Origin of the sequence: Tissierella sp. (genome assembly GCF_031460495.1) — a bacterium.
Taxonomy (GTDB): domain Bacteria; phylum Bacillota; class Clostridia; order Tissierellales; family Tissierellaceae; genus JAVKTS01.
Genome location: NZ_JAVKTS010000003.1, coordinates 290,260 through 315,787, shown reverse-complemented (window position 1 = coordinate 315,787; position 25,528 = coordinate 290,260). Strand labels below are relative to the sequence as shown.

The 25,528-nt window shown below is 31.1% G+C and carries 31 protein-coding genes; all 31 read left to right on the top strand.

The features are described from left to right. Positions 1 to 10 precede the first annotated feature (10 nt). Entirely contained in the window at positions 11 to 535 is a 525-nt protein-coding gene (locus tag RIN63_RS09270; RefSeq protein ID WP_310444444.1) for a GNAT family N-acetyltransferase, read from the top strand. Then, positions 536 to 1,156 carry a P-loop NTPase fold protein gene (locus RIN63_RS09265; protein ID WP_310444443.1) on the top strand — a complete coding sequence of 207 codons (621 nt, stop codon included), beginning with the start codon at positions 536 to 538 and terminating at the stop codon, positions 1,154 to 1,156. Between the two features lie 7 nt (positions 1,157 to 1,163). Next, the gene (locus RIN63_RS09260; protein WP_310444442.1) at positions 1,164 to 1,742 is read left to right on the top strand and encodes a DUF4269 domain-containing protein; all 579 of its coding nucleotides are present in this window, start codon (positions 1,164 to 1,166) and stop codon (positions 1,740 to 1,742) included. A gap of 91 nt (positions 1,743 to 1,833) precedes the next feature. Continuing rightward, positions 1,834 to 2,070, top strand: a complete 237-nt coding sequence (locus RIN63_RS09255) for a DUF2164 domain-containing protein (RefSeq protein WP_310444441.1) — start codon at positions 1,834 to 1,836, stop codon at positions 2,068 to 2,070. 35 nt (positions 2,071 to 2,105) lie between these two features. After that, positions 2,106 to 2,948, top strand: a complete 843-nt coding sequence (locus RIN63_RS09250; protein WP_310444439.1) for a nucleotidyltransferase domain-containing protein — start codon at positions 2,106 to 2,108, stop codon at positions 2,946 to 2,948. Between the two features lie 23 nt (positions 2,949 to 2,971). Next, a complete protein-coding gene (locus RIN63_RS09245) occupies positions 2,972 to 3,436 on the top strand; it encodes an HIT family protein (protein WP_310444438.1) in 465 nt (154 codons plus the stop codon). 47 nt (positions 3,437 to 3,483) lie between these two features. Next, positions 3,484 to 4,257 (top strand): hypothetical protein, encoded by a 774-nt coding sequence (locus RIN63_RS09240; protein WP_310444437.1) that lies wholly within the window; start codon positions 3,484 to 3,486, stop codon positions 4,255 to 4,257. Positions 4,258 to 4,321: 64 nt separating this feature from the next. Next, the gene (locus RIN63_RS09235; protein WP_310444436.1) at positions 4,322 to 5,149 is read left to right on the top strand and encodes a PHP domain-containing protein; all 828 of its coding nucleotides are present in this window, start codon (positions 4,322 to 4,324) and stop codon (positions 5,147 to 5,149) included. A gap of 58 nt (positions 5,150 to 5,207) precedes the next feature. Beyond that, positions 5,208 to 5,822, top strand: coding sequence for a histidine phosphatase family protein (locus RIN63_RS09230; RefSeq protein WP_310444435.1), 615 nt, complete (start codon positions 5,208 to 5,210; stop codon positions 5,820 to 5,822). Positions 5,823 to 5,859: 37 nt separating this feature from the next. Continuing rightward, positions 5,860 to 6,291, top strand: coding sequence for an NUDIX hydrolase (locus RIN63_RS09225; protein WP_310444434.1), 432 nt, complete (start codon positions 5,860 to 5,862; stop codon positions 6,289 to 6,291). 135 nt (positions 6,292 to 6,426) lie between these two features. Then, complete coding sequence (locus RIN63_RS09220) at positions 6,427 to 7,044, top strand: lactate utilization protein (RefSeq protein WP_310444433.1); 618 nt, start codon at positions 6,427 to 6,429, stop codon at positions 7,042 to 7,044. Positions 7,045 to 7,172: 128 nt separating this feature from the next. Next, complete coding sequence (locus tag RIN63_RS09215) at positions 7,173 to 8,111, top strand: hypothetical protein (protein ID WP_310444432.1); 939 nt, start codon at positions 7,173 to 7,175, stop codon at positions 8,109 to 8,111. Between the two features lie 25 nt (positions 8,112 to 8,136). After that, a complete protein-coding gene (locus RIN63_RS09210; protein ID WP_310444431.1) occupies positions 8,137 to 8,586 on the top strand; it encodes a GNAT family N-acetyltransferase in 450 nt (149 codons plus the stop codon). A gap of 12 nt (positions 8,587 to 8,598) precedes the next feature. After that, the gene (locus tag RIN63_RS09205) at positions 8,599 to 9,378 is read left to right on the top strand and encodes a class I SAM-dependent methyltransferase (protein WP_310444430.1); all 780 of its coding nucleotides are present in this window, start codon (positions 8,599 to 8,601) and stop codon (positions 9,376 to 9,378) included. Between the two features lie 43 nt (positions 9,379 to 9,421). Next, on the top strand, positions 9,422 to 11,179 hold the full coding sequence (locus RIN63_RS09200; RefSeq protein ID WP_310444429.1) for a serine hydrolase: 1,758 nt from the start codon (positions 9,422 to 9,424) through the stop codon (positions 11,177 to 11,179). Positions 11,180 to 11,314: 135 nt separating this feature from the next. Further along, positions 11,315 to 11,878 (top strand): histidine phosphatase family protein, encoded by a 564-nt coding sequence (locus RIN63_RS09195; protein WP_310444428.1) that lies wholly within the window; start codon positions 11,315 to 11,317, stop codon positions 11,876 to 11,878. Positions 11,879 to 11,897: 19 nt separating this feature from the next. After that, entirely contained in the window at positions 11,898 to 13,661 is a 1,764-nt protein-coding gene (locus RIN63_RS09190; protein ID WP_310444427.1) for a S41 family peptidase, read from the top strand. A gap of 68 nt (positions 13,662 to 13,729) precedes the next feature. Continuing rightward, complete coding sequence (locus RIN63_RS09185) at positions 13,730 to 14,032, top strand: hypothetical protein (protein WP_310444426.1); 303 nt, start codon at positions 13,730 to 13,732, stop codon at positions 14,030 to 14,032. Positions 14,033 to 14,215: 183 nt separating this feature from the next. Then, a complete protein-coding gene (locus RIN63_RS09180) occupies positions 14,216 to 14,635 on the top strand; it encodes a thioesterase, FlK family (protein ID WP_310444424.1) in 420 nt (139 codons plus the stop codon). A 163-nt stretch (positions 14,636 to 14,798) separates the two neighbouring features. Continuing rightward, positions 14,799 to 15,038, top strand: coding sequence for an NAD(P)H-dependent oxidoreductase subunit E (locus RIN63_RS09175; protein WP_310444423.1), 240 nt, complete (start codon positions 14,799 to 14,801; stop codon positions 15,036 to 15,038). Further along, positions 15,038 to 16,528: a 4Fe-4S dicluster domain-containing protein gene (locus RIN63_RS09170; protein WP_399324734.1), complete on the top strand. Its 1,491-nt coding sequence runs from the start codon at positions 15,038 to 15,040 to the stop codon at positions 16,526 to 16,528. Before RIN63_RS09175 ends, RIN63_RS09170 begins: the two co-directional genes overlap by 1 nt. 184 nt (positions 16,529 to 16,712) lie before the next feature. Then, positions 16,713 to 17,291, top strand: coding sequence for a flavodoxin family protein (locus RIN63_RS09165; protein ID WP_310444421.1), 579 nt, complete (start codon positions 16,713 to 16,715; stop codon positions 17,289 to 17,291). An 8-nt stretch (positions 17,292 to 17,299) separates the two neighbouring features. Continuing rightward, a complete protein-coding gene (locus tag RIN63_RS09160; RefSeq protein WP_310444420.1) occupies positions 17,300 to 17,857 on the top strand; it encodes a YdcF family protein in 558 nt (185 codons plus the stop codon). Between the two features lie 73 nt (positions 17,858 to 17,930). Next, positions 17,931 to 18,539 (top strand): histidine phosphatase family protein, encoded by a 609-nt coding sequence (locus RIN63_RS09155; protein WP_310444419.1) that lies wholly within the window; start codon positions 17,931 to 17,933, stop codon positions 18,537 to 18,539. Positions 18,540 to 18,798: 259 nt separating this feature from the next. Next, a complete protein-coding gene (locus RIN63_RS09150; protein WP_310444418.1) occupies positions 18,799 to 19,164 on the top strand; it encodes a DUF4440 domain-containing protein in 366 nt (121 codons plus the stop codon). Between the two features lie 159 nt (positions 19,165 to 19,323). Then, complete coding sequence (locus tag RIN63_RS09145; RefSeq protein WP_310444417.1) at positions 19,324 to 19,830, top strand: hypothetical protein; 507 nt, start codon at positions 19,324 to 19,326, stop codon at positions 19,828 to 19,830. Positions 19,831 to 20,084: 254 nt separating this feature from the next. Beyond that, on the top strand, positions 20,085 to 20,615 hold the full coding sequence (locus RIN63_RS09140) for an HAD-IIIA family hydrolase (protein WP_310444416.1): 531 nt from the start codon (positions 20,085 to 20,087) through the stop codon (positions 20,613 to 20,615). A 119-nt stretch (positions 20,616 to 20,734) separates the two neighbouring features. After that, complete coding sequence (locus RIN63_RS09135; protein WP_310444415.1) at positions 20,735 to 21,286, top strand: DUF7010 family protein; 552 nt, start codon at positions 20,735 to 20,737, stop codon at positions 21,284 to 21,286. Between the two features lie 72 nt (positions 21,287 to 21,358). Next, the gene (locus RIN63_RS09130; RefSeq protein WP_310444414.1) at positions 21,359 to 21,835 is read left to right on the top strand and encodes a GNAT family N-acetyltransferase; all 477 of its coding nucleotides are present in this window, start codon (positions 21,359 to 21,361) and stop codon (positions 21,833 to 21,835) included. Between the two features lie 12 nt (positions 21,836 to 21,847). Beyond that, positions 21,848 to 22,324, top strand: a complete 477-nt coding sequence (locus RIN63_RS09125; RefSeq protein WP_310444413.1) for an ASCH domain-containing protein — start codon at positions 21,848 to 21,850, stop codon at positions 22,322 to 22,324. A gap of 37 nt (positions 22,325 to 22,361) precedes the next feature. Further along, complete coding sequence (locus RIN63_RS09120; RefSeq protein ID WP_310444412.1) at positions 22,362 to 25,280, top strand: insulinase family protein; 2,919 nt, start codon at positions 22,362 to 22,364, stop codon at positions 25,278 to 25,280. Positions 25,281 to 25,528: the final 248 nt, after the last annotated feature.

Here is a 25,528-nt window from a genome sequence, read left to right as displayed (position 1 = left end):
GAGTGAAAAAATGGATGTAAAATTAATAGCCCCATCAAAGGAATATGAAAAAGAGGCATTTGAATATATACAAGAATTTCTAGATTATAACTCGGAAATCAATGGAACTGGTGGACTTGATAGGTATGATAATTATGATGACTGGTTGTTGAAAATTGAAAGAGATATAGATTTTAACAATATCCCAGAGGGAAGAGTACCTGCTAATACATATTTTCTTGTAAGAATATCAGACAATAAGATTATTGGCATGATTAATATAAGACATAAGTTAAATGAATTTCTTTTAAATGAAGGTGGACATATAGGCTATTCTGTTAGACCTACTGAAAGGAAAAAGGGATATGCAACTTTAATGTTAAAATTAGCCTTGCAAAGATGTAGAGAACTAAATTTAGATAAAGTGTTAATTACTTGCGATAAAGTAAATGTTCCTTCTGCTAAGGTCATTCATAGAAACAATGGAATATTAGAAAATGAACTATATAGTGAAACCTTTTCTGAAATTATTCAACGATATTGGATTGAGTTATAAATGGAAAAATTGGTAGATATAATATCAAATAAATATAAATTACAAAAAACTCTAGTTATTGGAATTGATGGTCTAGGGGGAGCTGGCAAGACCACAATTGTTAATTTGCTAAACTCACAATTGCAGAATAAAAATTATAGTCCTGTTATACTGCATATTGATGATTTTATACATCCAAGAAATATTAGATACAATGAAACTAAAGAAGAATGGGATTGTTATTATAATATTCAATGGAGATATGATTATTTAATTAAAGAAATCTTAGCACCGATTAAAGAAGGACTTGAAATTCACAAGAAGATTGAATTATACGATATGGATAATGATGCATATGCTTTGGAGCAAATAGAAATACCCAAAGGTTCAATTTTATTTTTAGAGGGAATATTTTTACAAAGAAAAGAGATAAGAAAGTACTTTGACTACATAATCTATTTAAATACACAAAAAGAGATAAGATTAAATCGTGTAATAAATAGAGACAAGTATATAGGAAACTCAGAAGATATAAAGTCAAAGTATGAAAGAAGATATTTTCCGGCAGAGGATAAATATATTGGAGAATGTAGACCTATTGAAAATGCAGACTTTGTATTAAATTTCATAAAAGAAGGATGATAAGATATTGAAAAAACTATCTCATGATTTTTTAGAAATTGAATATTTAAAATCAGGAAATATAAAGCAACAAGAGGTATATAAGGTACTTGAGGAATTAAATATAATAGAAACATTGGATATGTATAATCCAATACTTGTAGGAACTATTCCAATAGAAATAGATCTACCTGAAAGTGATTTAGATATAATATGTGAAGTTTACGATTTTGTGAAGTTCGAAGAACTTCTGAAGCTGATATATGGAAGTTATAAGGAATTTGATTGTAGAATTAGAGAGGTTGATGGAATAATAAGGGTTGTATGCAATTTCATTTATAATGAATGGATGTTTGAAATATTTGGACAAGCTATACCGACAGTAGAGCAAAACGCTTATAAACATATGATTATAGAACATAAGATACTTAATGTTTTAAGTAGCAAAGCTAGAGAGACTGTAATTAGTTTAAAGAAAAATAAATTGAAGACAGAGCCTGCCTTTGGAGAATTATTAAATATAGATGATGATCCATATATATTTTTATTGGAGATGTACGACTGGACAGAGGAAAAACTAATAGAGTATTTGAGTATATTTATTTGACATATTTGATATTTAGTAAGTATGAGGAGGAAAAACATGATTGTCTTTTCATAAAGAAACGAAGATGAATTTACATAAGGAGGTTTAAGATTTGAATAATAGAATAAATTTCAGTAAGGAAATTAAAGAGGAAATGAGAAACCATATAATAAATTACTTTTTAAATGAAAGGGATGAGGAACTGGGAGACTTATCCTCTCAACTATTATTAGACTTTTTTATCGAAGAACTAGCTCCGTATGTATATAATCAAGGCATTGAAGATGCTTATATATGTATAAAAGATAAAGTCGAAGATTTGTTTGCATTACAAATTATAAGGAGATAAATTCGTGTTTATTAAAATGAAAAAGGGTGAAAGTAATGGAGAATAAATCAGAAAACAGGGCAAGGGAAATCATCAGTATTCATCTTAGTAGATTAGAAAAAGAACTATCAAATGAAGTGTTATCAGTAATTCTGGTGGGTTCACTATCTAACGGCAGTTATACAGGAAATGCTGGAAGTGATATTGATTTAATTCATATCTTGAAAGATGAAGCATCTGATGATGTTAGAAATAAGGTAAGAGATATAATAGAGAAAACTGATTTGCTTACAAGTTATGATTTGCCGATTGCAAAGTGTATTTATAGGATTGGTGAAATGAAGAGACCATTTAGGAATGATTTTGAACTGAGTTTAGAAAATAAGGATTTAATAGAATTACCTATTGAAATTTTACGAATTAAAGATTCAGGGATTACTATCTTGGGACAGGATGTGGTAGATTCGATAGATACACCCAAGCGTGAAGATATTATATATTCAAAGGAGTTATCAAATAGGCGGAATAAAGAAGAGAGAGAAAAGTTTCCAGAAAGATTCATTGAGTATGATAAAAATATTCAGAATCCATCTAGTAGAATTGTAGTACAGAGTGTTATTGTTAATGCAATGATGGACTATTATTTTATAACTGGGAAAAGTTGCTCAAGTAAAAAAGAAATCGGAAAGCTAATGAGACAGCATGTTAAAAATTATATTTTTCAAGAACTTTTAGATTTATGTATTACTTATAGATACACTCCAGAGGAAATTACATTAAATCAGGAGAAGGGGATGCATGAACAATATAATTTATGGTGTGAAATAAGAAAGGGAAAGGAAATAGGAGATATTCAACATCTGATAGCTATTGAAGCAAACAATATAAATGGGGTATGAAAGCATGGGCAATATAGTAACTAATGAGGATATATATGAAAGTGGGTGGTATTATGGAAAAAGATTCATGTAGATTTTGTGGATTGGCAAATAAGCTTATTCCATGCAATATAGTATTTGAGGATGAAAATATAAGTTGTTTTCTAGATATTGATCCAATAAACAAGGGACATGTTCTAATTGTACCTAAGCGTCATTATGTAGAATTAGTTGATGTTGATGGTGATACCTGTAATTCAATTAGCGTAGCATCAAAGATAATTTATGAAGCTATAAATGAAATATATAAACCAGATGGTATATCAATTATGCAAAATGGTGGTATATTCAATGATGTTGGTCATTATCATATACATGTGTTTCCAAGATATAAAGGTGACGGGTTTGGGTGGACATATCCTAAAGATGACGCAGTTTTAGATAATTATCTTACTGACACAAAAGAGAGGTTTACAAATTGTATTTCTGAAATTCGGCCGTCAAGATAGGTAGGCAAATTGAGTGGACTAAACGGATAAATACAAGGAGTGAGAATATGCTAAAAGATACTAACTCATTTAAGAATATTGAAAGTTTTATTGAACATTTGAAGAAAAAAGAAGATATAGTAGGAATAGTTGAATATGGGGGAAGAACATATAGTGACATGCAGGTTGGTGGGGATTATGATTTGACGATTATATTTAAAGAAAAAGTATCTTATAACTTCAATGGTCTACATTTCCATATTGCAGGAATTCCAATAGATTGTATGCTCCTATCTGTTGATGATTTTTCTTCCGATACACCATCAAACGAGTTTTTATTAGCTCATTTAAACTGTAAAATACTTTTTGACAGAAACAATATAACACAAAACATCTTAGATAGGATAAAGAAAGCTTGGAGCAGTCCAGAGTATCTATCAGATTGCGAAATAACTATCTTTAAATTCACATTTAAGCATATTATAGATAAATTAGAACATCGATTATATAAAAATGAATTATATTCTAGATATTTTATTTTTTCCTCATTTGACTGGTTTTTACAATGTTATGCAAGAATAGAAAACCTAGAAATAGGCAAACCAAAGGGACAACTGAAGCATATTGAAGATAATAATCCGGAATTATTTAATATTATTACTCAGATGTATAATTCAAATGATTTAAAAGTTCAATTTGAAATGTTAAAAAAATGTGCTTATCATATATTGCAACCAATCGGAGGATCTTGGAAAAATGATGAGGTTTTATTTCACATAATACCTGAGGGAAAAATTGTACACGAGGAACAAAAGGCTGTAATTAAGCTGTTATTTGAATAAGCAACACATAAAGATAAGCGAAACATCAATACATTACAAAAAAATAACAACATGAGGTGATTGTATGATTCAAGGGGATTTTCAGATTGATATGCATATTCATACTGCAGCTTCCGATGGAACTTGGACTATTGAAGAAGTGTTAGATAGAATTGTAAAAAATAATATAAAAGTATTTTCTATTACAGACCATGATACTATTGAAAACAGTATAAAGATACTTGATATTATTCCGAATGATATTTATTACATCATTGGTGTGGAGATTTCATGTACATATAATGGTGTAGAATACCATATAACTGCATATGATTTTGATTGCAATAATACTAAGCTAAATAACTTACTTGAATTTAATCGAATGCAAAGAGAAGAATTTAATACTAGGATTATTCAATATGTAAATGAATCGGATAAGATAAAAGATATTAGTGACTATCATTCATATCAATACAATAGGAAAAGAGGAGGTTGGAAATCTTTGAATTACCTATTAGATAAGAATATAGTTAAAAATATGGGAGAATACTTTGAAATAATAAAATCAAATAATGAAGAATTATATTTTAAAGATCCTAAGGAAATAATCAGAACAATTAAAGAAGCAGGAGGATATTCATTTTTAGCACATCCTAGTGCTTATAAAAAGGGAGACAAGCTGCCATTAGAAATATTACAAGAATGGAGAGATTACGGAATTTCAGGTATTGAATGTTTTTCTCCATATTTAAAGAATATAGAAGATGCAGATTATTATATAAAGTTTTGCAATGAAAACAATTTAATGATTTCAGCTGGCTCTGATTGTCATGGCGAATTTAGCAACAGAACCCTAGGCATTCCGAAAGTTAATATAGATGAAACAAAATTAAATTTTATTAAAACAGAATAAAAATAGTTAGACTACTGACGATTACAGTTAGAATTTCATGACAAGAGGAGGAAATTAAATGGAAATATTAGTAGTGAGGCATGGACAGTCTGTTGCTGATTTGGAAGATAGGCATGAAGGGCGAGCTGATTTTGAGCTTACTGAACTAGGGTGTAAGCAAGCAAGACATGCGGCAGAATGGATAAAGGAGCATTATGAAATTGACATTATTTTAAGTAGTCCACTTAAAAGAGCAGCTAAAACAGCTGCATTTATAGGTCAAGCAACAAATACAAAGATAATTTTTGATGATGAATTAATGGAATGGAATAATGGCTTATTAGCTGGGTTACATCGTTGGGAAGCTAATATGAAATTTCCCATGCCAGAAGGTGGAAGAAAACCCCATGATGAGTTTGCTGAATCTGAATCATATATTAATTTTAGGGCTAGGGGAGAGATGTTTTGGTCAAAGTTTATACATAAATATGAAAAGGAAGAAAATATAAGAAGGATATGTATAGTATCCCATGGTGGAATGATAAATATGCTCTTTAGAAGTTTTTTAATGTTACCTGTAAATACTGATTTAAGTATAAGTACTGGTGATACAGGAATTCATTTATGGAAGATAAATGCTAATGAAAGAAGGATTATGTTTCTAAATAAACAGGAACATCTATTAGGAATATAAAGGCATAGAAATATAAATTTATATGGAGTGAGCTACTATGAATAATAGAATAATCAGGTGTAGTGCTTTAATTCTCGATAAGGATAGGGAATTCCTTTTACTAATCCAACAGAAAAACAAACATGGAGATTTGTATTGGTGGATTCCAGGGGGAGGATTAGAGGAAAATGAAACAGAAGAAGAAGGAATAAGAAGGGAATTAATTGAAGAATTAGGAATAGACATGGAATTTGATGATTTTTTTATTCTTGAAGATATTCTACCTAATAGACATTATAAAAAATATTACACATGGATAGGGAGAATAGATAAAGAAACTAAAATAACCATAAGGAATAATGATAGCAATCAAATAGTCGGATATAAATGGTTTAATATTAAAGATAAAACTAAATATGAAGCAGAATTATATGTAGAAGACATTTACCTATTTATCAAGAAGTTGAATCAAGTCTTAAATAGGTCTTAATCTAAGCGAATTTATTTTAATAGGGGGAAATGTATGATTGAAATACAAGAATCTATTACCTACTATTGGAATAAGGATATAGACACTTGTGTGAAAAACGAAAGTTATATAAGATATTGAAAAGGTGGAGATGGAATGGAATATAACAAAATTCAATATTTGATTCAAAGCTTAGCATCAAGAAATATTGATGGATACTTTTTTGAGACATTTGAGGAAGCAAAATCAAGAGTTAAAGAATTGATACCAATGAATGTTAGCGTTGGTATAGGAAATTCGGTAACATTGAAAAACATGAAAATTAGTGATGAATTAAGGGATAGAGGAAATATTGTATATGATAAGACATTAGCTAAAAGCAAAGAAGAAAGTAGAGACCTTAAAAGAAAATCATTATTAACTGATTGGTATATCACAGGAACAAATGCTATTTCATTAGATGGACACCTAGTCAATATGGATCATAGTGGTAATAGGGTAGCTGCAATGTTATATGGGCCTAATAATGTAATTATTATTATTGGCATCAATAAAATTACAAATACTTTAGAACAAGCAATATATAGAGTAAGAAATATTGCTTCGCCTAAAAATGCTAAAAGAGCAGGTTTTAATCCTCCATGTGTAGAGTTAGGAAAGTGTGTAGACTGCAGATCACCCGAAAGAGTATGCAATAATTTAGTAATTATAGAGGGGCAAAACGACAAGGATAGAATAAAGGTGTTTATCATAAATGAGAATGAAGGATTTTAGTGTAAATCTGGCATTGTGTTAAGGCATAACAACTAATAGGATATTTATGATATTTAAATGAAATAGTAAAACAAAAATATAAAGGAAATTTCAATAAAGTAATAACTAAACTAGGAGGGAAATGTTGCATGCGGCAATTATCAAAGAGAACATTTAATGAAATAAACTCTTATATGAATAAAGAAGCTAGAGGTTTGGAAAGAGCCATATTTAATTATTATTTCAATGATACAAATGGTGATGATATATTGGACATGCTGGAGAAATATCAAAATCCAGATGGTGGTTTTGGTAGAGGGATAGAGTCTGATTTTATGCTACTTGATTCATCACCTATGGCAACATCAATTGGATTAAGATATTTGAACTTACTGAAAGATGACCACAGAGCACAGAAGATGATAACTAAGGCTATTGGATATTTGGAAGCAACTTTTGATGAGGAAAGAAATGGCTGGTACAGTGTTCCAATTACTGTAAATGATTATCCTCATGCACCATGGTGGGAGCATAGGGAAGATATAGGTATGACAGTTATTGATTATTCATGGGGAAACCCTACAGCTGAGTTAATAGGGTATCTTTATAAATATAGAGAGTACCTTACTAAATTAGATATATTTTCACTTATTAACTATGCTATAGAGAAGTTGAATGAACGGGCAGAATTTAACTCTGAACATGAAATATTTTGCTATATAAGAATGTACAATATAATAGATGAGGAATTTTCTGCTCAGATGGAAGATACTTTAAAACTTGCTGTTTCTAACCTAATCAATGTAGAGGAAGATCAATGGACAGACTATGTTCCAATGCCATTAAAATTTATTGAATTGGACTCAGAAAATTTCTTTGGAATTGATAATAAGTTTATAGATAAGAACTTAGATTACTTAATAGCAAAGCTTGAGGAAAATAAGAAAATATTTCCTACATGGGAATGGAATGATTATTTAGATGAATGGGAGATTGCGAAAAAAGATTGGATAGGAAATTTAACACTTGAGGCTGTATTAGCTTTGAAGAAATTTAATAGAATAAATATTAATCAAGATATAGAATAAATTTGCTTATACTAGGGGGAGTTTTATGGGGGCAAATAGGGAATTTAGAAAACTGAATCTTTCAGATTTAGAGCTAGTTGTACAAATGGAAAATAGTTTTCGAAGTAACTTTATCGTTGAAGAAAATGCTAGAGATTTTCTCTTCAATCCGAATAATTGGATTTTTGCATGTATTGGAGAAAACAAAATTATTGGTTTTGCATATGGGTATGAGCTCAATCGTATAGACAATCAAGGGAATATGCTATATACTCATGAAGTGGGTGTACTTCCACAGTATCAGAATCAGGGAATAGGATTTCAAATTCTTACAGGTATAAAGAATCTTTGTAAAGTAAGGGGCATCTGTAGATTCTTTTTAATTACACAGAAACATAATACTCCAGCTTGTAAGTTATATGAAAAATCTGGGGGTAAGAAAAGAAGTGATCTGCAAGATGATGATGTAACATATTTTTTTAATATAGTAGAGTGAGGGGGAAAAAGCATGAAAGAAATTGAACAATGGTATGATGAGAAATATGATGAATGGGAAAGACTTGGAAGACATAAAATTGAATTCGATATTACTAAAAGGTATCTTGACGAGTATCTGACTGGTGAAAACTTAGAGATATTTGATATTGGTGGAGGGCCTGGTAGATATTCTATATATTTAGCTGGAAAAGGCCATAGTGTATCTTTGCTTGATTTATCAAGTAGAAATATTGAGGTGGCAAAAGAAAAATCAGCAGAGAGAGGAATTGTACTAGAAGATTATATACATGGTAATGCATTGGAATTGAGTAAATACGAGCAAAAATATGATGTTATTTTGCTAATGGGGCCTTTATATCATCTAATAAAAGAATCTGACAGGAGAGCTGCCCTTGAGGGTGCTTTAAGATTGTTGAAAGCCAATGGAATTATAGTTGCTTCATTTATATCAAATTATGCTCCTATACAAGATTATCTTAAGGGACTATATCCAATAGAATCAGTAGATGAACTACTTGGGTACTTGAAAGACGGTGAAAATCAAGTAGATAAAGGATTTACAACGGCTTACTTCACTGACTATAAAGAAGCAAAGGACTTAATGAGTAGCTTTGGGTTAACAGAAATAGTTTTTGCTGGTGTTGAAAACATACTAGGATCTAAAGAAATAGAAATTAACTCTTTAGAGGAAAATGAGTATGCAAAGTGGCTGGAAATTGGTTATCAACTAAGTCAGGATGAAAACCTAATGGGTACTAGTGAACATTTTTTATATATTGGAAGGAAATAAGGAATTCATCAATCTACTTACAATTAAAAGAGGAGGAATTAATATGTTAAAAAGATTATTATCAGTTTTATTAGTATTTACTATGATATTTGCTATGGCAAGTACTAGCTTGGCTACTCCTCAAGCAATTAGCTTTTCATTAAATGGTACGGAGTTTTCTAATGGAGTTTATGTAAACGAAGAAAAGATAGTAATGCTACCATTGCGCCAGATATCTGAGGAGTTAGGCTATACTGTAACATGGAATAATCTAGAGAGGAGTGTTACACTTTCGAAAGAATCTGATGTTATTGAAATAAAGATTGGTGAATCTATAATTAATGCAAATGGAGGAAGCCTAGAGATGGGCTCAAAGGCTATCATCAAGGAAGGAAAAACCTTTGTCCCAGTAGAGTTATTTAGTAATCCTTTAGATCTAATAGTAGGATGGGATAATAAACATCAAATACTAAATATAAATGAAGCAATAGAGAATACAGAAGAATTTTTTAATATCTCTACAGATGAAGCAATCTCCAATAGCTTAGAAACTTACATGAAAGCCTTAGAGAAAAATCAGAATTTTTATGGTAGTGTTTTAGTCGCTAAAGAAGGAAATATCCTTCTTAATGAAGGATATGGGTTTGCAAATTTCGAACAGAATACTTTAAATAAATCTCAAACTAAATTTGCTATTGGCTCTGTAACAAAACAATTTACAGCAATAGCAATTATGCAGCTTAGTGAAAAAGGATTAATAAATGTGGAAGATAAGCTTTCAAAATATCTTCCTGATTTTCCAAATGGAGATTCAATAACTATTCATAACCTATTAACTCATTCGTCAGGTCTTGCGAATTTTACAGAGTTACCTGAATTTTACGCATTGAGCTTAGATAGTCAAGGGCCGATGGATATATTAAATCTAGTAAAGGATAAGCCACTAATATTTAGCCCTGGTGATGAATTTATCTACAATAATACTAATTATCTAATACTAGGAATCTTAATAGAAAAACTATCAGAAATGACTTACGAAGATTATTTGCATGAAAATATATTTGTACCTATTGGTATGAATAACACAGGCGTATCTTATGGGAAAGATAAGGACTTATATGATGCAACTGCATATTCTGGATATTTAGATCTTGTTCCTATAGATGATGAAATATTGTTACGAGGAGCTCATGCTGCTGGAAGCATGTACTCAACTGTAGAAGACTTATATAGATGGGATCAGGTTCTATATACAGAGAAATTGGTAAAAAATGAAACTAAGGATCAAATATTTAAAGAGCATATAGCTATGCCAGGAGCAGGAAGCTATGGTTATGGATGGATGATTTCTGACTCTGGAATTGGTAAGATAATTTTCCACGGAGGCAATACATTAGGACTTACTGCTAATATAGTAAGACTTATAGATGTGGATTTAACTATTATAATCTTATCAAATACTGGCTATTATGATACGACTAAATTAACAAATACATTGACTTCAATAGCTCTAGGTGGTCCTTATGAATTACCAGAGACACTAGTAGAATTTAAAATAGAGGATGCAGATTTATATAATAAGTATGTAGGAGAGTATGAGTTAGCTCCTCAAGTTATTTATACAATTACTAGGGAAGAGAATAGGATTTTTGCTCAACTAACTGGTCAAGAGAAATTTGAAATATTCCCAACTTCAGAAACTGAATTCTTTTACAAAGTAGTAGATGCAAAGATTAAATTTATAAAAGATGTAGAAGGGAATGTAACTAGCTTGATACTATATCAAAGTGGTATGGAGATGCCTGCAACTAAAGTTAAATAGGATATAATTTGATAACCTTTTACTAGTGATTTAGTAAGAGGTTATTTTCTTGAAAAAGAAGGAATTTGGAAAAATTTGTAGAATAAGTATATATAAGAATTAATTTAATTTGAAACAAGGGGGGAGGGTTCGTCAATGACAAAAATAATCTTTGTTAGGCATGGTGAGCCGGATTATTCAAAGGTAAGTGAAAGGAAATATATAGGTCATGGAAGGGATTTGGCAGAATTAACTGTTCTTGGAAGAGAGCAAGCTAGAAAGGCAGCTAGAGATAGTCTATTAGATGGGGCAGAACTAATAGTTTCCTCTCCTTATACAAGAGCCTTACAAACAGCAGCAATTATCTCTAGAGAACGAAATCTAGATCTAGATATAGAGTTAAACTTACATGAATGGATGCCAGATTTAATATTTGCATTTGATTCAGATGAATATGCTATAAATGCTGGTAAAGAGTGTGAAGCCTACAAAGGAGTATGTCCTAAGGATATGGAGAGGAAATGGGAAAACTTAGAAGATGTATTCACTAGAGCTAACAATAGTTTAAAAAAATATTTAAATTATAATAAGATTATTGTTGTAAGTCATGGAATTGTAATGCGACAGTTTAAGTTTGAGAGGCAGATACCATACTGTGGAATTCTAGAAGTGGAATATGATAAGGATTTTCAATGGTGTGGTTTTATAGATTCAGATTAATGTCTTGGGGGGTAATTATATGAAAAAAATTAGATTAGTTATTATTTTATGTGTTATTAGCATGGTGTGTGGTCCTATAAATCAAATTTACAGCAATGCACAGTCTATAAATAAAAATCAAATGTTTCATGATATAAAAAAGAAACAAGAAAATAATAATGAATTTGACAATGGTTCAAAGATTGGAAAAATTACATTATCTGAAGAAAATATAAGCAATTTAACTTTACTAGGAAAAGTATGGGGATTTTTAAAGTATTATCACCCTAAGGTTGCAGAAGGGAAATATAATTGGGATTATGAATTATTTAGGATTTTACCTAAGGTTATAGATGTAGATAAAGCCACTAGAGATAAGAACTTGTATAGTTGGATAGAGAGTCAAGGAGAGTTCAAAATTAAAGATAAAATCAAGCCAGTATTAGGAGAAGTTAAGATAGCTGCAAACTTAGACTGGATTACAAATTCAAATTTATCAAAAGAGCTTGTATTGCAGCTTACTAACATTAAGAATGCAGAAAGAACAGGAATTAATAATTATGTGAGTTTGCATTGGAATGTTGGAAACCCTAACTTTAAGAATGAAAAGCCATATGAAGCTATGAAATACCCTGATGTTGGTTATCAAATGCTTTCCTTATATAGATATTGGAACATAATTGAATATTACTTTCCCTATAAAAATTTGATAGAAGAAAATTGGGATGGTGTATTAGAAGAGTTTATTCCAAAGTTTATTAATGCTTCAAATGAATTAGAATACAAACTTGCTGCCCTAGAATTAATAGGGAGAGTTCACGATACCCATGCAGATATTTATGGCAATCCTACACTGTATGATTATTTTGGTGTGAGCCTTTCACCAGTAAAGATAAGTTTTATAGAAAATAAAGCAGTAGTTACAGGATATTATAATGAAGATTTGGGAAAAAAATCTGGACTGCAATTAGGAGATATAATTGTTGGTATTAATAAAAAACCTATTAATAATGTAGTGGAGGATAGGCTAAAGTATTACCCTGCATCAAACTATCCTACAAAATTAAGGAATATAAGTAGTGATTTATTGAGAAGCAATGATGATTTTTTAGATATAGAGTTTATTCGTGAAAATAAAAAAATATCGTCTAAAATTCAATGTTATCCTATAGATAAAATTTATGCCAATAATTCTAGCACAAAAAAAGATTGTTTTAAACTTATTAATTCCGATATTGGCTATATTTATCCAGGTACCATAAAGAACAAATATATTTCAGAGATAATGACTAAAACAAAAAATACTAAGGGATTAATAATTGATTTAAGATGTTATCCATCAGAATTTATTGTATTTACATTAGGAAGCTATTTAGTGCCTGAAAAGAGCGAATTTGCAAAGATAACCACAGGAAGCACATTTGATCCAGGTGTGTTCAGGATGAAAACGCCGATTAAGGTAGGAAAAAAGAATCTAGACTACTATAAAGGCAAAGTAGTTATAATTGTAAATGAAGAAACTCAAAGCCAGGCAGAATATACAGCTATGGCATTTAAAACGGCACCTAATGTAACTGTTATTGGCAGTACTACAGCTGGGGCAGATGGTAATGTATCAGAATTTTATCTTCCTGGGAAAATTTATACAATGATAAGTGGAATAGGAATATATTATCCTAACGGTGGTGAAACACAGCGAATAGGTATTGTCCCAGATATAGAAGTACATCCAACCATTGAAGGAATTAAAGAAGGTAGAGACGAATTATTAGAAAAGGCCATTGAAATTATTAAAGGGCAATAAGCAAAGAAAAAGAACTATCCCTGATATTTGAAATTGATTACAACTATTTTGCACAAGGAGGAATTTTAATGAATAAGATTCTATTTCAAAGACTGAGATTATCCATTTTAATTGTATTGGTATTATTTGTTTTAACAGGCTGTATGCCAGGAGATGGGTCATATGACCTTGAGAAACCAGCTAATTTTCTGTCAGGCATATGGCATGGTTGGATAGCACCATTATCATTGATATTTTCAATAGGTAACAAGAATATTAGTATCTATGAGTCAATAAATACTGGGTTTTGGTATGATTTTGGATTTTACATGGCGATAATAGGTGGCTTCGGTGGCTTAACTATATCTAGGAAAAAGAAAGAAAAAGAGTAATTTAGTAAAGACTCATATTGACTTTATGATGGGAAGGCATGAACTATTAATTACAGGACATAATAAAATGATACTGCAGTACCAATTCTTAAATAAACTGAGTGGTCTATATAGAATGAAGATTTGGGTATTTATTAAATAAATATATTGTTAATATATTATAATGAGGGGTGGAGGGATTATATGGAATTGCATGAATTAAAAGTAGGTATGTCTAAAGCTGTTCAAAAGATGGTTACAGAAGATGACACGACTATGAATTTTGGAAGCGGAGCTATAAAGGATTTGTTAGCAACACCGACTTTAGCAGCTTTAATGATTGAAGCAGCAGTAAATTTAGCAGACCCATTACTTCCAAAGGATTACTTAACAATAGGCAAAATATTAAATATCAATCATCTGCAACCTACAACTAAAGGAATGCTTGTTACAGTAAATGCCACTATAATAGAAATTAAGAATTACAAAATTATCTTTGAAATTACTGCATATGATGAATTAGGTGAAATAGGTGCAGGATACCACGAAAGATATGTTGTAAAGGATGATTTTCTTAAACAAAATGTAGAAAAAAGAACAGAAATATTGAGACCTCATCCATAATAGAGGAGTAAAGGGGAAGGTTCTATTGATGTATTATCATAAGAATCATCCCCTTGATTCATTTTTAAATCTGATTTTATCATAAGAGTAATTCTTACTATTATTTCATCTATGATATGATATAATTATAACAATATAATAAATACTTCCTAGGAGTGATAAGATGCCAGTTAAAGTAAAGATTTGCATGGGAACTCATTGTACAATGATGGGGAATTTGAATTTGCAAGAAAGCTTAGAGACTTTACAATTAGAATATCCAGAGAAAATTGAAATTGAAGCAGTAAGATGCTTGAAGTTTTGTGAAGATAATAAAGCACCAATAGTTGAGTTAAATGGTAAAATAATTACACACGCAAGTTCAGAGAAGGTGATTTCAGAAATATTAGGAGTGATTCAATGATAAGAGGATTATTTACGCCTATTACTTACATAAGGAGACAAGTATTCACAGAAATAGCAAAGATAGCTTGGGAAGAATGCGATCCATCAGAAGTAGATGATATTCCATATAAGGTAATAAGTGGAGAAGTGCCTCAATACAGAGGGAGTATTTTCCATGAAAGAGCAATTGTCGCTGCTAGAGCAAGATTAGGATTAGGGTTGGATAGAAAACCAAATGCCGAAAATTCTCGTTTATCCAGGGATATTGATGATGCTGTAGTTACACATAGTATAATTAAAGAACCTCTAGTTAATGTAATTCCGTTTGCCTGTGAAGCTTGCCCAAGTTCAAAGCATTTTGTTACGGATAATTGCAGAAAATGTATAGCTCATCCATGTGTTATAGTTTGTCCAGTAAATGCTGTTTCCATAGGCAAAGATAGAGCCATAATAGATAAAGAAAAATGTATAGATTGTGGGAAATGCGCAAAGGCATGCCAATATCATGCTATTATGAAATTAGATAGACCTTGTCAAGTTGCATGTGGAGTAGATGCAATAGAATCAGATGAGTTAGGTAGAGCAAAGATAAATTATGATAAATGTGTAAGCTGTGGTATGTGTATAGTTAATTGTCCATTTGCAGCTATTACTGATAAAACTGATATATTTCAATTGGTTCTTGCTATAAAGGCTAGAGAAAAGGTACATGCCATAATAGCTCCATCTTTTGTAGGACAATTTGGGCCTTTTGCAACTCCAGGAAAAATTGTAAGAGCTGCCAAGGATTTGGGATTTACAGAAATAATTGAAGTAGCATTAGGTGCTGATGTGGCAGCTAAGCATGAAGCTGAAATGTTTCCAGAATTAGTGCCAGAAAAACAACCATTTTTAGGCACATCCTGTTGTCCATCTTGGACAATGACTGCGAAAAAGTTTTTCCCAGACCTATACCAATATATTTCTTCATCTAATACGCCAATGGTTGAAACCGCCAAGGCTATAAAAAAGAGAAGTCCAGATGGAAAAATAGTATTTATAGGACCATGTGTTTCTAAAAAGATTGAAGCTATGGAAGATGAAGTCAGACCATATGTTGACTTTGTAATTACCTATGAAGAACTTGCTGCAATATTTGTAGCGGCAAATATAGATGTTTCCGAAATTGAAGAGGATGAAGTTGTAGCAGATGCATCGACAAAAGGAAGAAATTTTGCTTTTGCATCAGGAGTTGCTGCTTCAGTGAAGGCAAGTATTGAAGAAGCCCACCCAGGAACAGAAATACCAACACACAATGCAAACGGTTTATCAGATTGTCGCAAAATGCTTGCAATGGCAAAAGCAGGAAAGTTTAATGGATATTTACTAGAAGGTATGGCATGTCCAGGCGGATGTGTTGGTGGACCTGGAACATTATTACCAACTGAAAAGGGTGAAAAAGAAGCAAAAGATTTTGCAAAAAAATCTCCATATAATACAGCATTTGAAAATCCTTTTTTAGGGGATTAGGATAATAACTTAAATATTAATAGAAAGAGCATTCAAGTATAAAAATGAATGCTCTTTTTATATATTAAACTACTAATTAGTCTAAAGAATAGACGCTTTAATCAATTATTGTAAAACATATTTTCAAAAATAAGAAGGAATTTAGAAATATTTGTAGAATAGTTAATTGAGAGGTGACAAGAGGATGAAATTTTGTGTATTAATGGGAAGCACTAGATTAAAAGGAAACACCGCTGAATTATTAAAACCATTCATAGAAGAATTGAAGAATGATAAGGCTGATGTTGTATATATAGCTTTGGCAGAAAAAGATATTTTGCCATGCAAAGGATGTTATGCCTGCCAGAATATTAATGATAGCTATGGATGTGTGCAGCATGATGATGTATTAGGAATCATGGAGGAAATAATTTCTTCTGATTGTATTGTATTAGCTACACCAATATATTCCTGGTATTGTACATCACAAATGAAAGCTTTACTTGATCGTCATTATGGTCTTAATAAGTTCTATGGTAGTGCAAAAGGTTCTTTATGGGAAGGGAAAAACTTAGCTATAATTGCAACACATGGCTATGATGCAGAATATGGTACAAGTCCCTTTGAGACAGGAATTAAAAGACTATGTAAACACTCAAATTTAAATTACATGGGTATGTATTCTGTAAGAGATGAGGATAATCTAGCATCATTTCAGACTAAAGAAGCAGTTAATGGAGCTAGAGAATTTGCTAGGAAGTTACTAAATATTGTAGGGGAGTGAGAAATCATATGAAGAAACCTTATGATTGCATAACTGAGCTTGTATTTGTCGAAAACCATATCTCACAAGCAGATATTATATTGGTGCCTGGTGGCAGTCATCCACAACAGATGGAGAGAGCTGCAGAACTTTACCATAGAGGCTTAGCACCATATATTTTGCCTTCAGGAGGGTATAATTCAAAAATTAACGAAACTGAATGGAATTTTTTAAGAAGGATTGGATTAGAGCTAGGTGTACCTAAAGAAGCAATACTAAAAGAAGATCAAGCTAAAAATACCTTCGATAATGCAAGAAATTCTTGGGAAGTAATAGAATCAATGAACTTAAATGTAAATAATGTGATATTGGCATGTAAAGCACATCACTCACGTCGAGCTTTAATGACTTATCAAACAGTATTTCCAGGAAATATTAAGTTTATGGTTTCTGCAATTATAGATGAGAGGGATATAAAAAAAGATAATTGGTTCTTAAAAGAGGAAAAGATTAAGATAGTAATGACTGAAGTAGAGAAAATTGGTAAATATTTTGGTCATTATATATTGAACTGGGGAATTTTATAACTTAGTATAGACGCATTAGTAAAATTTTGCGAACCAACTATTATTTATATAATTGGAAGGTGGAGATGCTTTTATGAAAAACATAATTACAATACAGCATACACAATCCGTTCAGCACACAAATAGAATGCTTGGCGGATGGGCAGACTGGGATTTAACTGAGGTTGGAATTGAGCAAGCTAAACGAATCGGTGAGAATCTTTCCCAAGAAATCAAGGACAAAAAATACATCATGTATTCATCTGATTTACTGCGGGCAAAGAATACATCAAAAATTGTAGCAGGTTTTTTGGGTATTAGGCCGATACCAACTAACCTGTTGAGGGAAATAAATTTGGGTGAGGCGAATGGAAAATCAAAAGAATGGGCGCGGGAAAACGATTTGGGTCAGATAAAAACTATTGATGATAAACAATATAACGGCGCAGAATCCAGGAGAGAACTTTGGAATCGTCTTTTAGAATTTCACAGTGAAATAATGGAGAGTACAGAAGAAAATATTATTATTGTTTCTCATGGCATCACTTTGGGCATATTTCACTCAATATGGCTTGGTTTGGATGTTGAAATGCTTAATAGATGCGGTATGCAGGGTGGTTCAGGCGGTGTATCATTCATGCATGAAGATTCGGATAAAAAACGCATTATATCTCGTTTGGGTGACCGCTCATATGTTAGATAAGCATAATACGAAGTTAAGTTAGTTCATCATCTTCTTATATGGCGAATTACCAATAAGGTTATCAACAAGTTATAACTAGTAGTTTTAAAAATCATAACACTGGTGTAGAACATGAATCTACTATTTATAAAATGAAATTAAAGTAGATAGTAGATTTAAAATCTGATTATTAGTTCGTATAATTTGTCTTTAGCGTCATAACAGTAAATTAAGCGTCGTATTAAGAAGAAAATTAAACTTAATTCAAGGGGGAAATTTTATGAGGTTAGAACAGCAGATATTGAAATATGAGAATGACTTTTTTGTGAAAAAGTTTTGTGATGATATACAAAATCTAAATGATAGAATTCACGATGAATTTATTGAATTTGGGAAATCAGGGCAAGTTTTTGATAAGAATTCAATCATAGAGTATTTGAATAACTTAGATAATGATAAGAATGTTGAGATACTTGCCTTTAAAATAGACGAAATTAAGGAAGATTTAATAATTGCACACTATCTTGCATATGAAATAGATTTAGAAATAAAAACATTAAGAACTTCCATATGGAAAAAAGAATTTTCAGATTGGAAATTATATTTTCATCAAGGAACTGTAACTAAAATAGATATAATTGAATAGTACCTATGAGTTAAGACGCATTATTTATATAATGAAACTAGAGTACTAATAAATAGGTATCAAATAACAGTAGAGGTAGGTTGAGTATAAGGAAAATATGAGATGACAGTTAATTTATAGTAGAAATTTTTATTAACGATATTAAAAGGAGATGTTAAAGTGTATGTAAAAAAGCTATCAGAAGGGGAAGAAAAAGAACTAAATCAAAGATTTGAAAGGATAAAAGAATTGCAAGAAAAAGGCATATGTTTTGGATGTTATAACTTTCATTCAGGAGATATATTCCCTGATGATGGTTTAATTTTTTACGAGGATGATATGGTACGATGTCAATTTGAAAGATACCCAAGAGCAACTGGGCAGACAATTATTGTATCGAAGGAACATTATGAAGACATTTCTGAGATGCCTATTGAATTAGGAACATATATATTAAAAGTATCAAATGCAATAATTAAACTACATAAAGAGATTTTAGGTGCAGAAAAAGTATATATGTGTACAATATGTGATGGCAAAAGGAATCATTTGCATTTCCAACTTTTCCCACGATTAAAAGGAGAGCCTAGAGGATATGGAAATTTTGTGAGAGAAGAAGGGATTATTATGGATTATCACGAAACTGCAAAACTTTATAAACATAAAATGAAAGAATTATTATTATAGACCGTCTGCCAGAGTGATGTGCAATAACTTTATAATTACTTAAAATAATTAACTGGGAGATATTCTACGAAATCGAAAAAAGTAAAAACTACTATACTAAAAAAGAAAAAGATACTGGCATATGCCTGTAATGAGTAGTATTTTTTCCTAGTCTCTTTTATTTTGAGCGTAACTAAGTAAGTTACATTCATTATGTTTTTCCAAGATATGATTAGATTTACCAGCTATGTGTGATATGAGATTTGGAGGAGAAAATGTTGAAAATCGAAGCTGTTTTTTTAGATCGTGATGGTACTATTGGTGGAGATGGTCATTTTATTCATCCAAATGAATTTCAACCATATGAGAACTTCTTTGAGGCAATAGAAAAATTAAAGGAAAAAGAGATAAAGATATTCGCATTTACAAATCAGCATAGGATATATAGGGGAGAAGCAAAGGTTGAGGACTTTAGAAAAGAGTTTGAAGCTTATGGTTTTACAGATTCATATATATGTCCTCATGAGATGAATTCAAGCTGTGAATGTCAAAAACCAAAACCAGGGATGTTGATCCAAGCAGCTAAAGATTATAATTTGAATTTAGCAAATTGTGTTGTTATCGGTGATGTTGGCACTGATATGATGGCAGCAAACTCTGTGGGAGCAATTAGGATTCTAGTAAAGACAGGATGGGGTGAAGGAAGTTTAAATGAGTATAGACATCTTTGGAAAGAAATTGATTCGGATTACATAGCTGACGACATATTAGATGCAATAAACTGGCTGATGAGTAAATACTGTTAACTAGATTAGATAATGACATCTGATAATACTAATTCATTTGAATTTTGCCATAGCACTAAAGAATATGTCGATGTGCAATAATCTTAATCTATTATATTACATACATAGGAGGACTAATTATGAACCTAGAAGAATTACGCTTGGATTGTTCAATTAAACAAAAGAAAGGCTTACACTTCATATTAGCATCAATTATTATTTGGGGTATTGTGCTCATTATTCATCTATCATCATTACCTATTTTAACCAAGAATTTGCTAACATTCTGTGCTACAGCACCACTAATGCCTTTAGCATTTTTAATATCCAAAATAATCAAGGTAGATTTTCAAAATAAACAAAATCCTTTAACCAACCTGGGGGTTCTTTTTTCTATAAATCAAATTCTATATTTATTGATTGCCATGTGGATATATCCAACACTACCTGAAAAAATGATAATGGTAATAGCAATGATTTTTGGAGCACATTTGCTACCATACGGTTGGCTATATAAATCTAAATCTTATATAGTGTTTGCTATTTTAGTTCCAATTTTATCGTTGATTATAGGCATAAGTTTTGAACCCTATATGCTTGCAATTATGATGATTATAATAGAGATTTTATTTAGTATTTGTTTGATAATTGAAAATAAAAAGACTGTATCAATTCATAATCCTAATTCTTAACATTAGATTGGCACAATTTTTGTATAAAATAAAATATATCAATTTCACTATACTATTCAAGGGGGATAAGAGATGATTACTTTAGAAAAGATTACTTGGGACAATTGGGAAAGTTGTATTAAACTTAGAGTTAAAGATGAGCAGGATGATTTCATTGCATCAAATATGTATAGTTTAGCACAGTCATATGTTGCATTACTAAATGATGAACTTCCGCCTATGTCTTATGCAATATGTAAGGACAAGACTGTTATTGGCTTTGTGATGATGTACCACGATACAGCTGAAGAGAATGATTATTCAGAAGAAAGTTATGGAATCTGTAGGTTCATGATTGACAAAGACTTTCAAGGAAAGGGATATGGGAGGGAAGCATTTGCTAAGGCATTAGATTTGATCAAAACATTTCCACAAGGAGACGCAGTTTCTGTTTATCTATCCTATGATCCTAAAAATGAAGTTGCTCGTAGATTATATGCTTCCTTTGGATTTGTTGAAAATGGAGATATCTCAGGTGGTGAAGTTGTTGCAAGGTTGGAATTAGAATAGGAGGTAGCAATAATGGAAAATAAAAAATATTCTCAAGAAGAAATTGATATATTTTGGAAAAAGTTTTTAAGAGAGACAAGCAGAGATGAAACAACAAGATATCTAGATGTATTTCATTTTGAATTAAGTGAAAAATGGGCCAATGAATTATTACGATTGGTATTAATTGGACAAAAAAAGGCTACAGCTAGTAGTCTATGGGGATATGAAATTGAAGGTGATCGTATACCCGAAGTTGGTGACCTTAGTATCGTCACTGATTGGGATGGTGTGCCAAGATGTGTTATTGAAACAACTGCATTAACAATTATTCCATTTGAAGATATGACTTATGATATTTGTAAACGCGAGGGTGAAGATGATTCTTTGGAGTCTTGGCGTGAGGGACATACTCGCTTTTTCACATCGGAAGGAAAAGACCTTGGCTATGAATTCAAAAATAATATGCCTGTAATTTTTGAAGATTTCGAAGTAGTTTATCAGGTGTAGATTATTTTAGCTTTACATATAAAAGGAGGAAAAACCAATGTTTGAGATTAACAAAGTTTATCATGGGTTTAAATTAGTAGAAGAAAATATGATTGATGAATTACAGTCAGTAGCAAGAATCTTTCAACATGAAAAGTCTGGGGCTAGGTTACTTCATTTGGAAAATGATGATGATAACAAGGTGTTTTCTATAGGATTTAGAACACCACCATCAAATAGCACAGGAGTGCCACATATCATAGAGCACTGTGTACTTGCAGGCTCTAGAAAGTATACTACAAAGGAACCATTCATGGATATGGTAAAGGGATCATTACAAACATTTATCAACGCTATGACTTTTAGCGATAAGACCATATATCCTGTAGCTAGTAGAAATGAAAAGGATTTCTTTAATCTAATGGATGTTTACCTTGATGCAGTTTTTTATCCTAAGATTTATGAAAGACCTGAGATTTTCATGCAGGAAGGCTGGCATCATGAGATTTTCAACAAAGAAGATAAGATAACTTATAAAGGCGTTGTTTACAACGAGATGAAAGGAGCATATTCATCTCCTGAAGAGATATTAGCAGAGAATATAGGAAAATCTCTATATCCTGACACTTGTTACCAATATTCTGCAGGTGGAGATCCAGATGTAATTCCTGAACTTAGCATTGAGGAATTCCTAGATTTCCATAGAAAATTTTATCATCCTTCCAATAGCTATATATACTTATATGGTAATGGAGATATAGATAAACAACTTTCATATATAAATGAAAATTATCTAATAAATTTTGAAAAGGCCAATATTGATTCTCAAATAGAGAGGCAAAAAGCATTTACACAAAGAAGAGAAGTAAAAGATTATTATCCAATAGGAATGGATGATAGTGATGAGAATAAGGTATATTTAAGTCTTAATTTTGTATTAAAAGATGGTAAAGAATTAGAAAATTATCTAATGAATGATGTAATAGCACAAATATTGATAGAGTCTTCAGCTGCACCACTTAAGAAGGCATTAATAGATGCAGGGATTGGTGAAGATATATTTTCAATTAATGTAGGAGGCTTGCAGCCAGGCTTTGGGATAGTTGCAAAAAATACTTCCATAGATAAAAAGGAAGAATTTGAAAAGCTAATATTTGATACCCTAAATAAATTAGTAAATGAAGGATTGGATAAAAAATTAATAGAAGCTTGTATCAATATAGTTGAGTATGATTTAAGAGAAGCATCTAAGTTCCCAACAAAAGGTATTATTTATTATATAGCGTCCATGAATAGTTGGCTTTATGATGGTAGCCCAATAAGTCATCTTAAGTATGGAGATACCTTAAAGAAACTTAGAGATAATATAAATACTGCTTATTTTGAAGAATATATTAAAGACAATATTATCAATAATTCCCATAGCTCACTTGTGATTATAGAGCCGAAAAAAGGTCTTGGAGAAGAAAAGGAAAAGGTATTAGAAGAGAGATTAGTTGAGTATAAAAAATCCCTTAGTGATGAGCAAATAGAAGCTTTAGTTATAGAAAATAATAAACTTAAAGAAATGCAATTATCTGATGATACTGAAGAGGCAAAAGCTACAGTGCCTAAGTTAGCAGTATCAGATGTAAATTCTAAGGCTGAGGCTATTCCTCAAGAAGTAATAAAGGAAAATGATATAACTCTACTTTTCCACAATATATTTACTAGCAAGATTGCATATTTGGATTTCTATTTTGATACTTCTATGATCCAGGAAGAAAATATTCCATATATAAACCTATTAGCAGGACTATTAGGAGAAATGGATACCAAGGAAAAATCCTATTTAGAGCTATCTAATGACATATATGTAAATACTGGTGGAATAGAATTTGATACTAAAGTAATAGTAGCGGATGGAGAAAGTGAAAAGTTTAACCCTAGACTAGTAGTTAAAGGAAAGGCAATAGGAGAAAATATCCCTAAATTAATGGAATTGATTTCAGAATTAATAAAAGATACAAAAATAGAAGATGAAAAGAGAATTAAAGAATTACTTCAAAAGATTAAATCTAGAATAGAAATGTGGATATTCCAAAGGGGTAATGCAGTAGCAGCTGCAAGAGTAGGTTCATATTTTTCATCACCTTGGAAATATACTGAGAAATTAAGTGGATTAGACTACTTTTGGTTTATATCTGATGCAATAGAGAACTTTGATAATAAAAAGGAAGAAATAATATCTAAGCTAAATGAAGTTTATAATACTATATTTAACAAAAACAATCTAATTATAAGTTTTACAGGAGATGAAGAAGACTTATCTATTGTTAAAGATAATTTTGAAGGTGTCACTAGCAAGTTAAATAAAGAAGCGTTTACCTCACAGCAATATAGTTTTACTGTGGAAAGATTAAATGAGGGAGTACTTTCATCAGCCAATGTACAATATGTAGCAAAAGGATATAACTTCACTAAGCTAGGATACACTTACAATGGTAGCATGAGGGTTTTAGCAACTATATTAAATGGAGACTATTTGCATAATAGAGTTAGAGCACAGGGTGGAGCCTATGGTGTAGGTATTTCCTTTGAGAAAAATGGACATCTAACTACTTTTTCCTATCGTGATCCTAATCTTGTTGAAACAGTATCTGTATATGATAATATGCCAGAGTATGTTTCTAGCTTGAATATAGACGAATCCGAATTAACACAATACATCATTGGAACCATAAGTAGACTAGAACCAGCTATGACTCCTCATATGAAGGGACAATTAGAAACTACTAGATATATATCAAATGCAAAACAAGAAAATATTCAAAAAACAAGAGATGAAGTTTTATCGACAAATCTTCAAAACATCAAGTCACTGGCTCCATTGTTAGCTGATACTATGAAAGAAAATTACCTTTGTGTTCTAGGTAATGAGAACAAGATAAAAGAAAACAAAGAAATGTTTAATAACTTAGTTAAGTTAATGAAGTAAAAAACAGGGACATGGAATAAAAAACCATGTCCCTATCTTATCTAAATACAGTAGGTTTTTCATCTGAATTAGAAAAACACTATCAATAAGAAGGAATTTGCAAAAAAGTATAGAATATAAATATATACAAATTTATCATGAAGAAGATAAATTTGCTGTATATATGGCTCCAGTAGGTATAGTTTAAATGCTATAAGATTTTGGAAAATGTATTGCATTTGATGCTATGGTTATGATATTATAAGACA

Bases quoted from the DNA above. Each gene is read 5' to 3' on its own strand.
- RIN63_RS09215 (WP_310444432.1), top strand. From the start codon at position 7,173: ATGCGGCAATTATCAAAGAGAACATTTAATGAAATAAACTCTTATATG.
- RIN63_RS09245 (WP_310444438.1), top strand. From the start codon at position 2,972: ATGAGGATATATATGAAAGTGGGTGGTATTATGGAAAAAGATTCATGT.
- RIN63_RS09220 (WP_310444433.1), top strand. From the start codon at position 6,427: ATGGAATATAACAAAATTCAATATTTGATTCAAAGCTTAGCATCAAGA.
- RIN63_RS09225 (WP_310444434.1), top strand. From the start codon at position 5,860: ATGAATAATAGAATAATCAGGTGTAGTGCTTTAATTCTCGATAAGGAT.
- RIN63_RS09240 (WP_310444437.1), top strand. From the start codon at position 3,484: ATGCTAAAAGATACTAACTCATTTAAGAATATTGAAAGTTTTATTGAA.
- RIN63_RS09180 (WP_310444424.1), top strand. From the start codon at position 14,216: ATGGAATTGCATGAATTAAAAGTAGGTATGTCTAAAGCTGTTCAAAAG.
- RIN63_RS09140 (WP_310444416.1), top strand. From the start codon at position 20,085: ATGTTGAAAATCGAAGCTGTTTTTTTAGATCGTGATGGTACTATTGGT.
- RIN63_RS09235 (WP_310444436.1), top strand. From the start codon at position 4,322: ATGATTCAAGGGGATTTTCAGATTGATATGCATATTCATACTGCAGCT.
- RIN63_RS09120 (WP_310444412.1), top strand. From the start codon at position 22,362: ATGTTTGAGATTAACAAAGTTTATCATGGGTTTAAATTAGTAGAAGAA.
- RIN63_RS09190 (WP_310444427.1), top strand. From the start codon at position 11,898: ATGAAAAAAATTAGATTAGTTATTATTTTATGTGTTATTAGCATGGTG.
- RIN63_RS09265 (WP_310444443.1), top strand. From the start codon at position 536: ATGGAAAAATTGGTAGATATAATATCAAATAAATATAAATTACAAAAA.
- RIN63_RS09165 (WP_310444421.1), top strand. From the start codon at position 16,713: ATGAAATTTTGTGTATTAATGGGAAGCACTAGATTAAAAGGAAACACC.
- RIN63_RS09230 (WP_310444435.1), top strand. From the start codon at position 5,208: ATGGAAATATTAGTAGTGAGGCATGGACAGTCTGTTGCTGATTTGGAA.
- RIN63_RS09250 (WP_310444439.1), top strand. From the start codon at position 2,106: ATGGAGAATAAATCAGAAAACAGGGCAAGGGAAATCATCAGTATTCAT.
- RIN63_RS09125 (WP_310444413.1), top strand. From the start codon at position 21,848: ATGGAAAATAAAAAATATTCTCAAGAAGAAATTGATATATTTTGGAAA.
- RIN63_RS09160 (WP_310444420.1), top strand. From the start codon at position 17,300: ATGAAGAAACCTTATGATTGCATAACTGAGCTTGTATTTGTCGAAAAC.
- RIN63_RS09200 (WP_310444429.1), top strand. From the start codon at position 9,422: ATGTTAAAAAGATTATTATCAGTTTTATTAGTATTTACTATGATATTT.
- RIN63_RS09270 (WP_310444444.1), top strand. From the start codon at position 11: ATGGATGTAAAATTAATAGCCCCATCAAAGGAATATGAAAAAGAGGCA.
- RIN63_RS09195 (WP_310444428.1), top strand. From the start codon at position 11,315: ATGACAAAAATAATCTTTGTTAGGCATGGTGAGCCGGATTATTCAAAG.
- RIN63_RS09155 (WP_310444419.1), top strand. From the start codon at position 17,931: ATGAAAAACATAATTACAATACAGCATACACAATCCGTTCAGCACACA.
- RIN63_RS09130 (WP_310444414.1), top strand. From the start codon at position 21,359: ATGATTACTTTAGAAAAGATTACTTGGGACAATTGGGAAAGTTGTATT.
- RIN63_RS09150 (WP_310444418.1), top strand. From the start codon at position 18,799: ATGAGGTTAGAACAGCAGATATTGAAATATGAGAATGACTTTTTTGTG.
- RIN63_RS09185 (WP_310444426.1), top strand. From the start codon at position 13,730: ATGAATAAGATTCTATTTCAAAGACTGAGATTATCCATTTTAATTGTA.
- RIN63_RS09135 (WP_310444415.1), top strand. From the start codon at position 20,735: ATGAACCTAGAAGAATTACGCTTGGATTGTTCAATTAAACAAAAGAAA.
- RIN63_RS09210 (WP_310444431.1), top strand. From the start codon at position 8,137: ATGGGGGCAAATAGGGAATTTAGAAAACTGAATCTTTCAGATTTAGAG.
- RIN63_RS09175 (WP_310444423.1), top strand. From the start codon at position 14,799: ATGCCAGTTAAAGTAAAGATTTGCATGGGAACTCATTGTACAATGATG.
- RIN63_RS09205 (WP_310444430.1), top strand. From the start codon at position 8,599: ATGAAAGAAATTGAACAATGGTATGATGAGAAATATGATGAATGGGAA.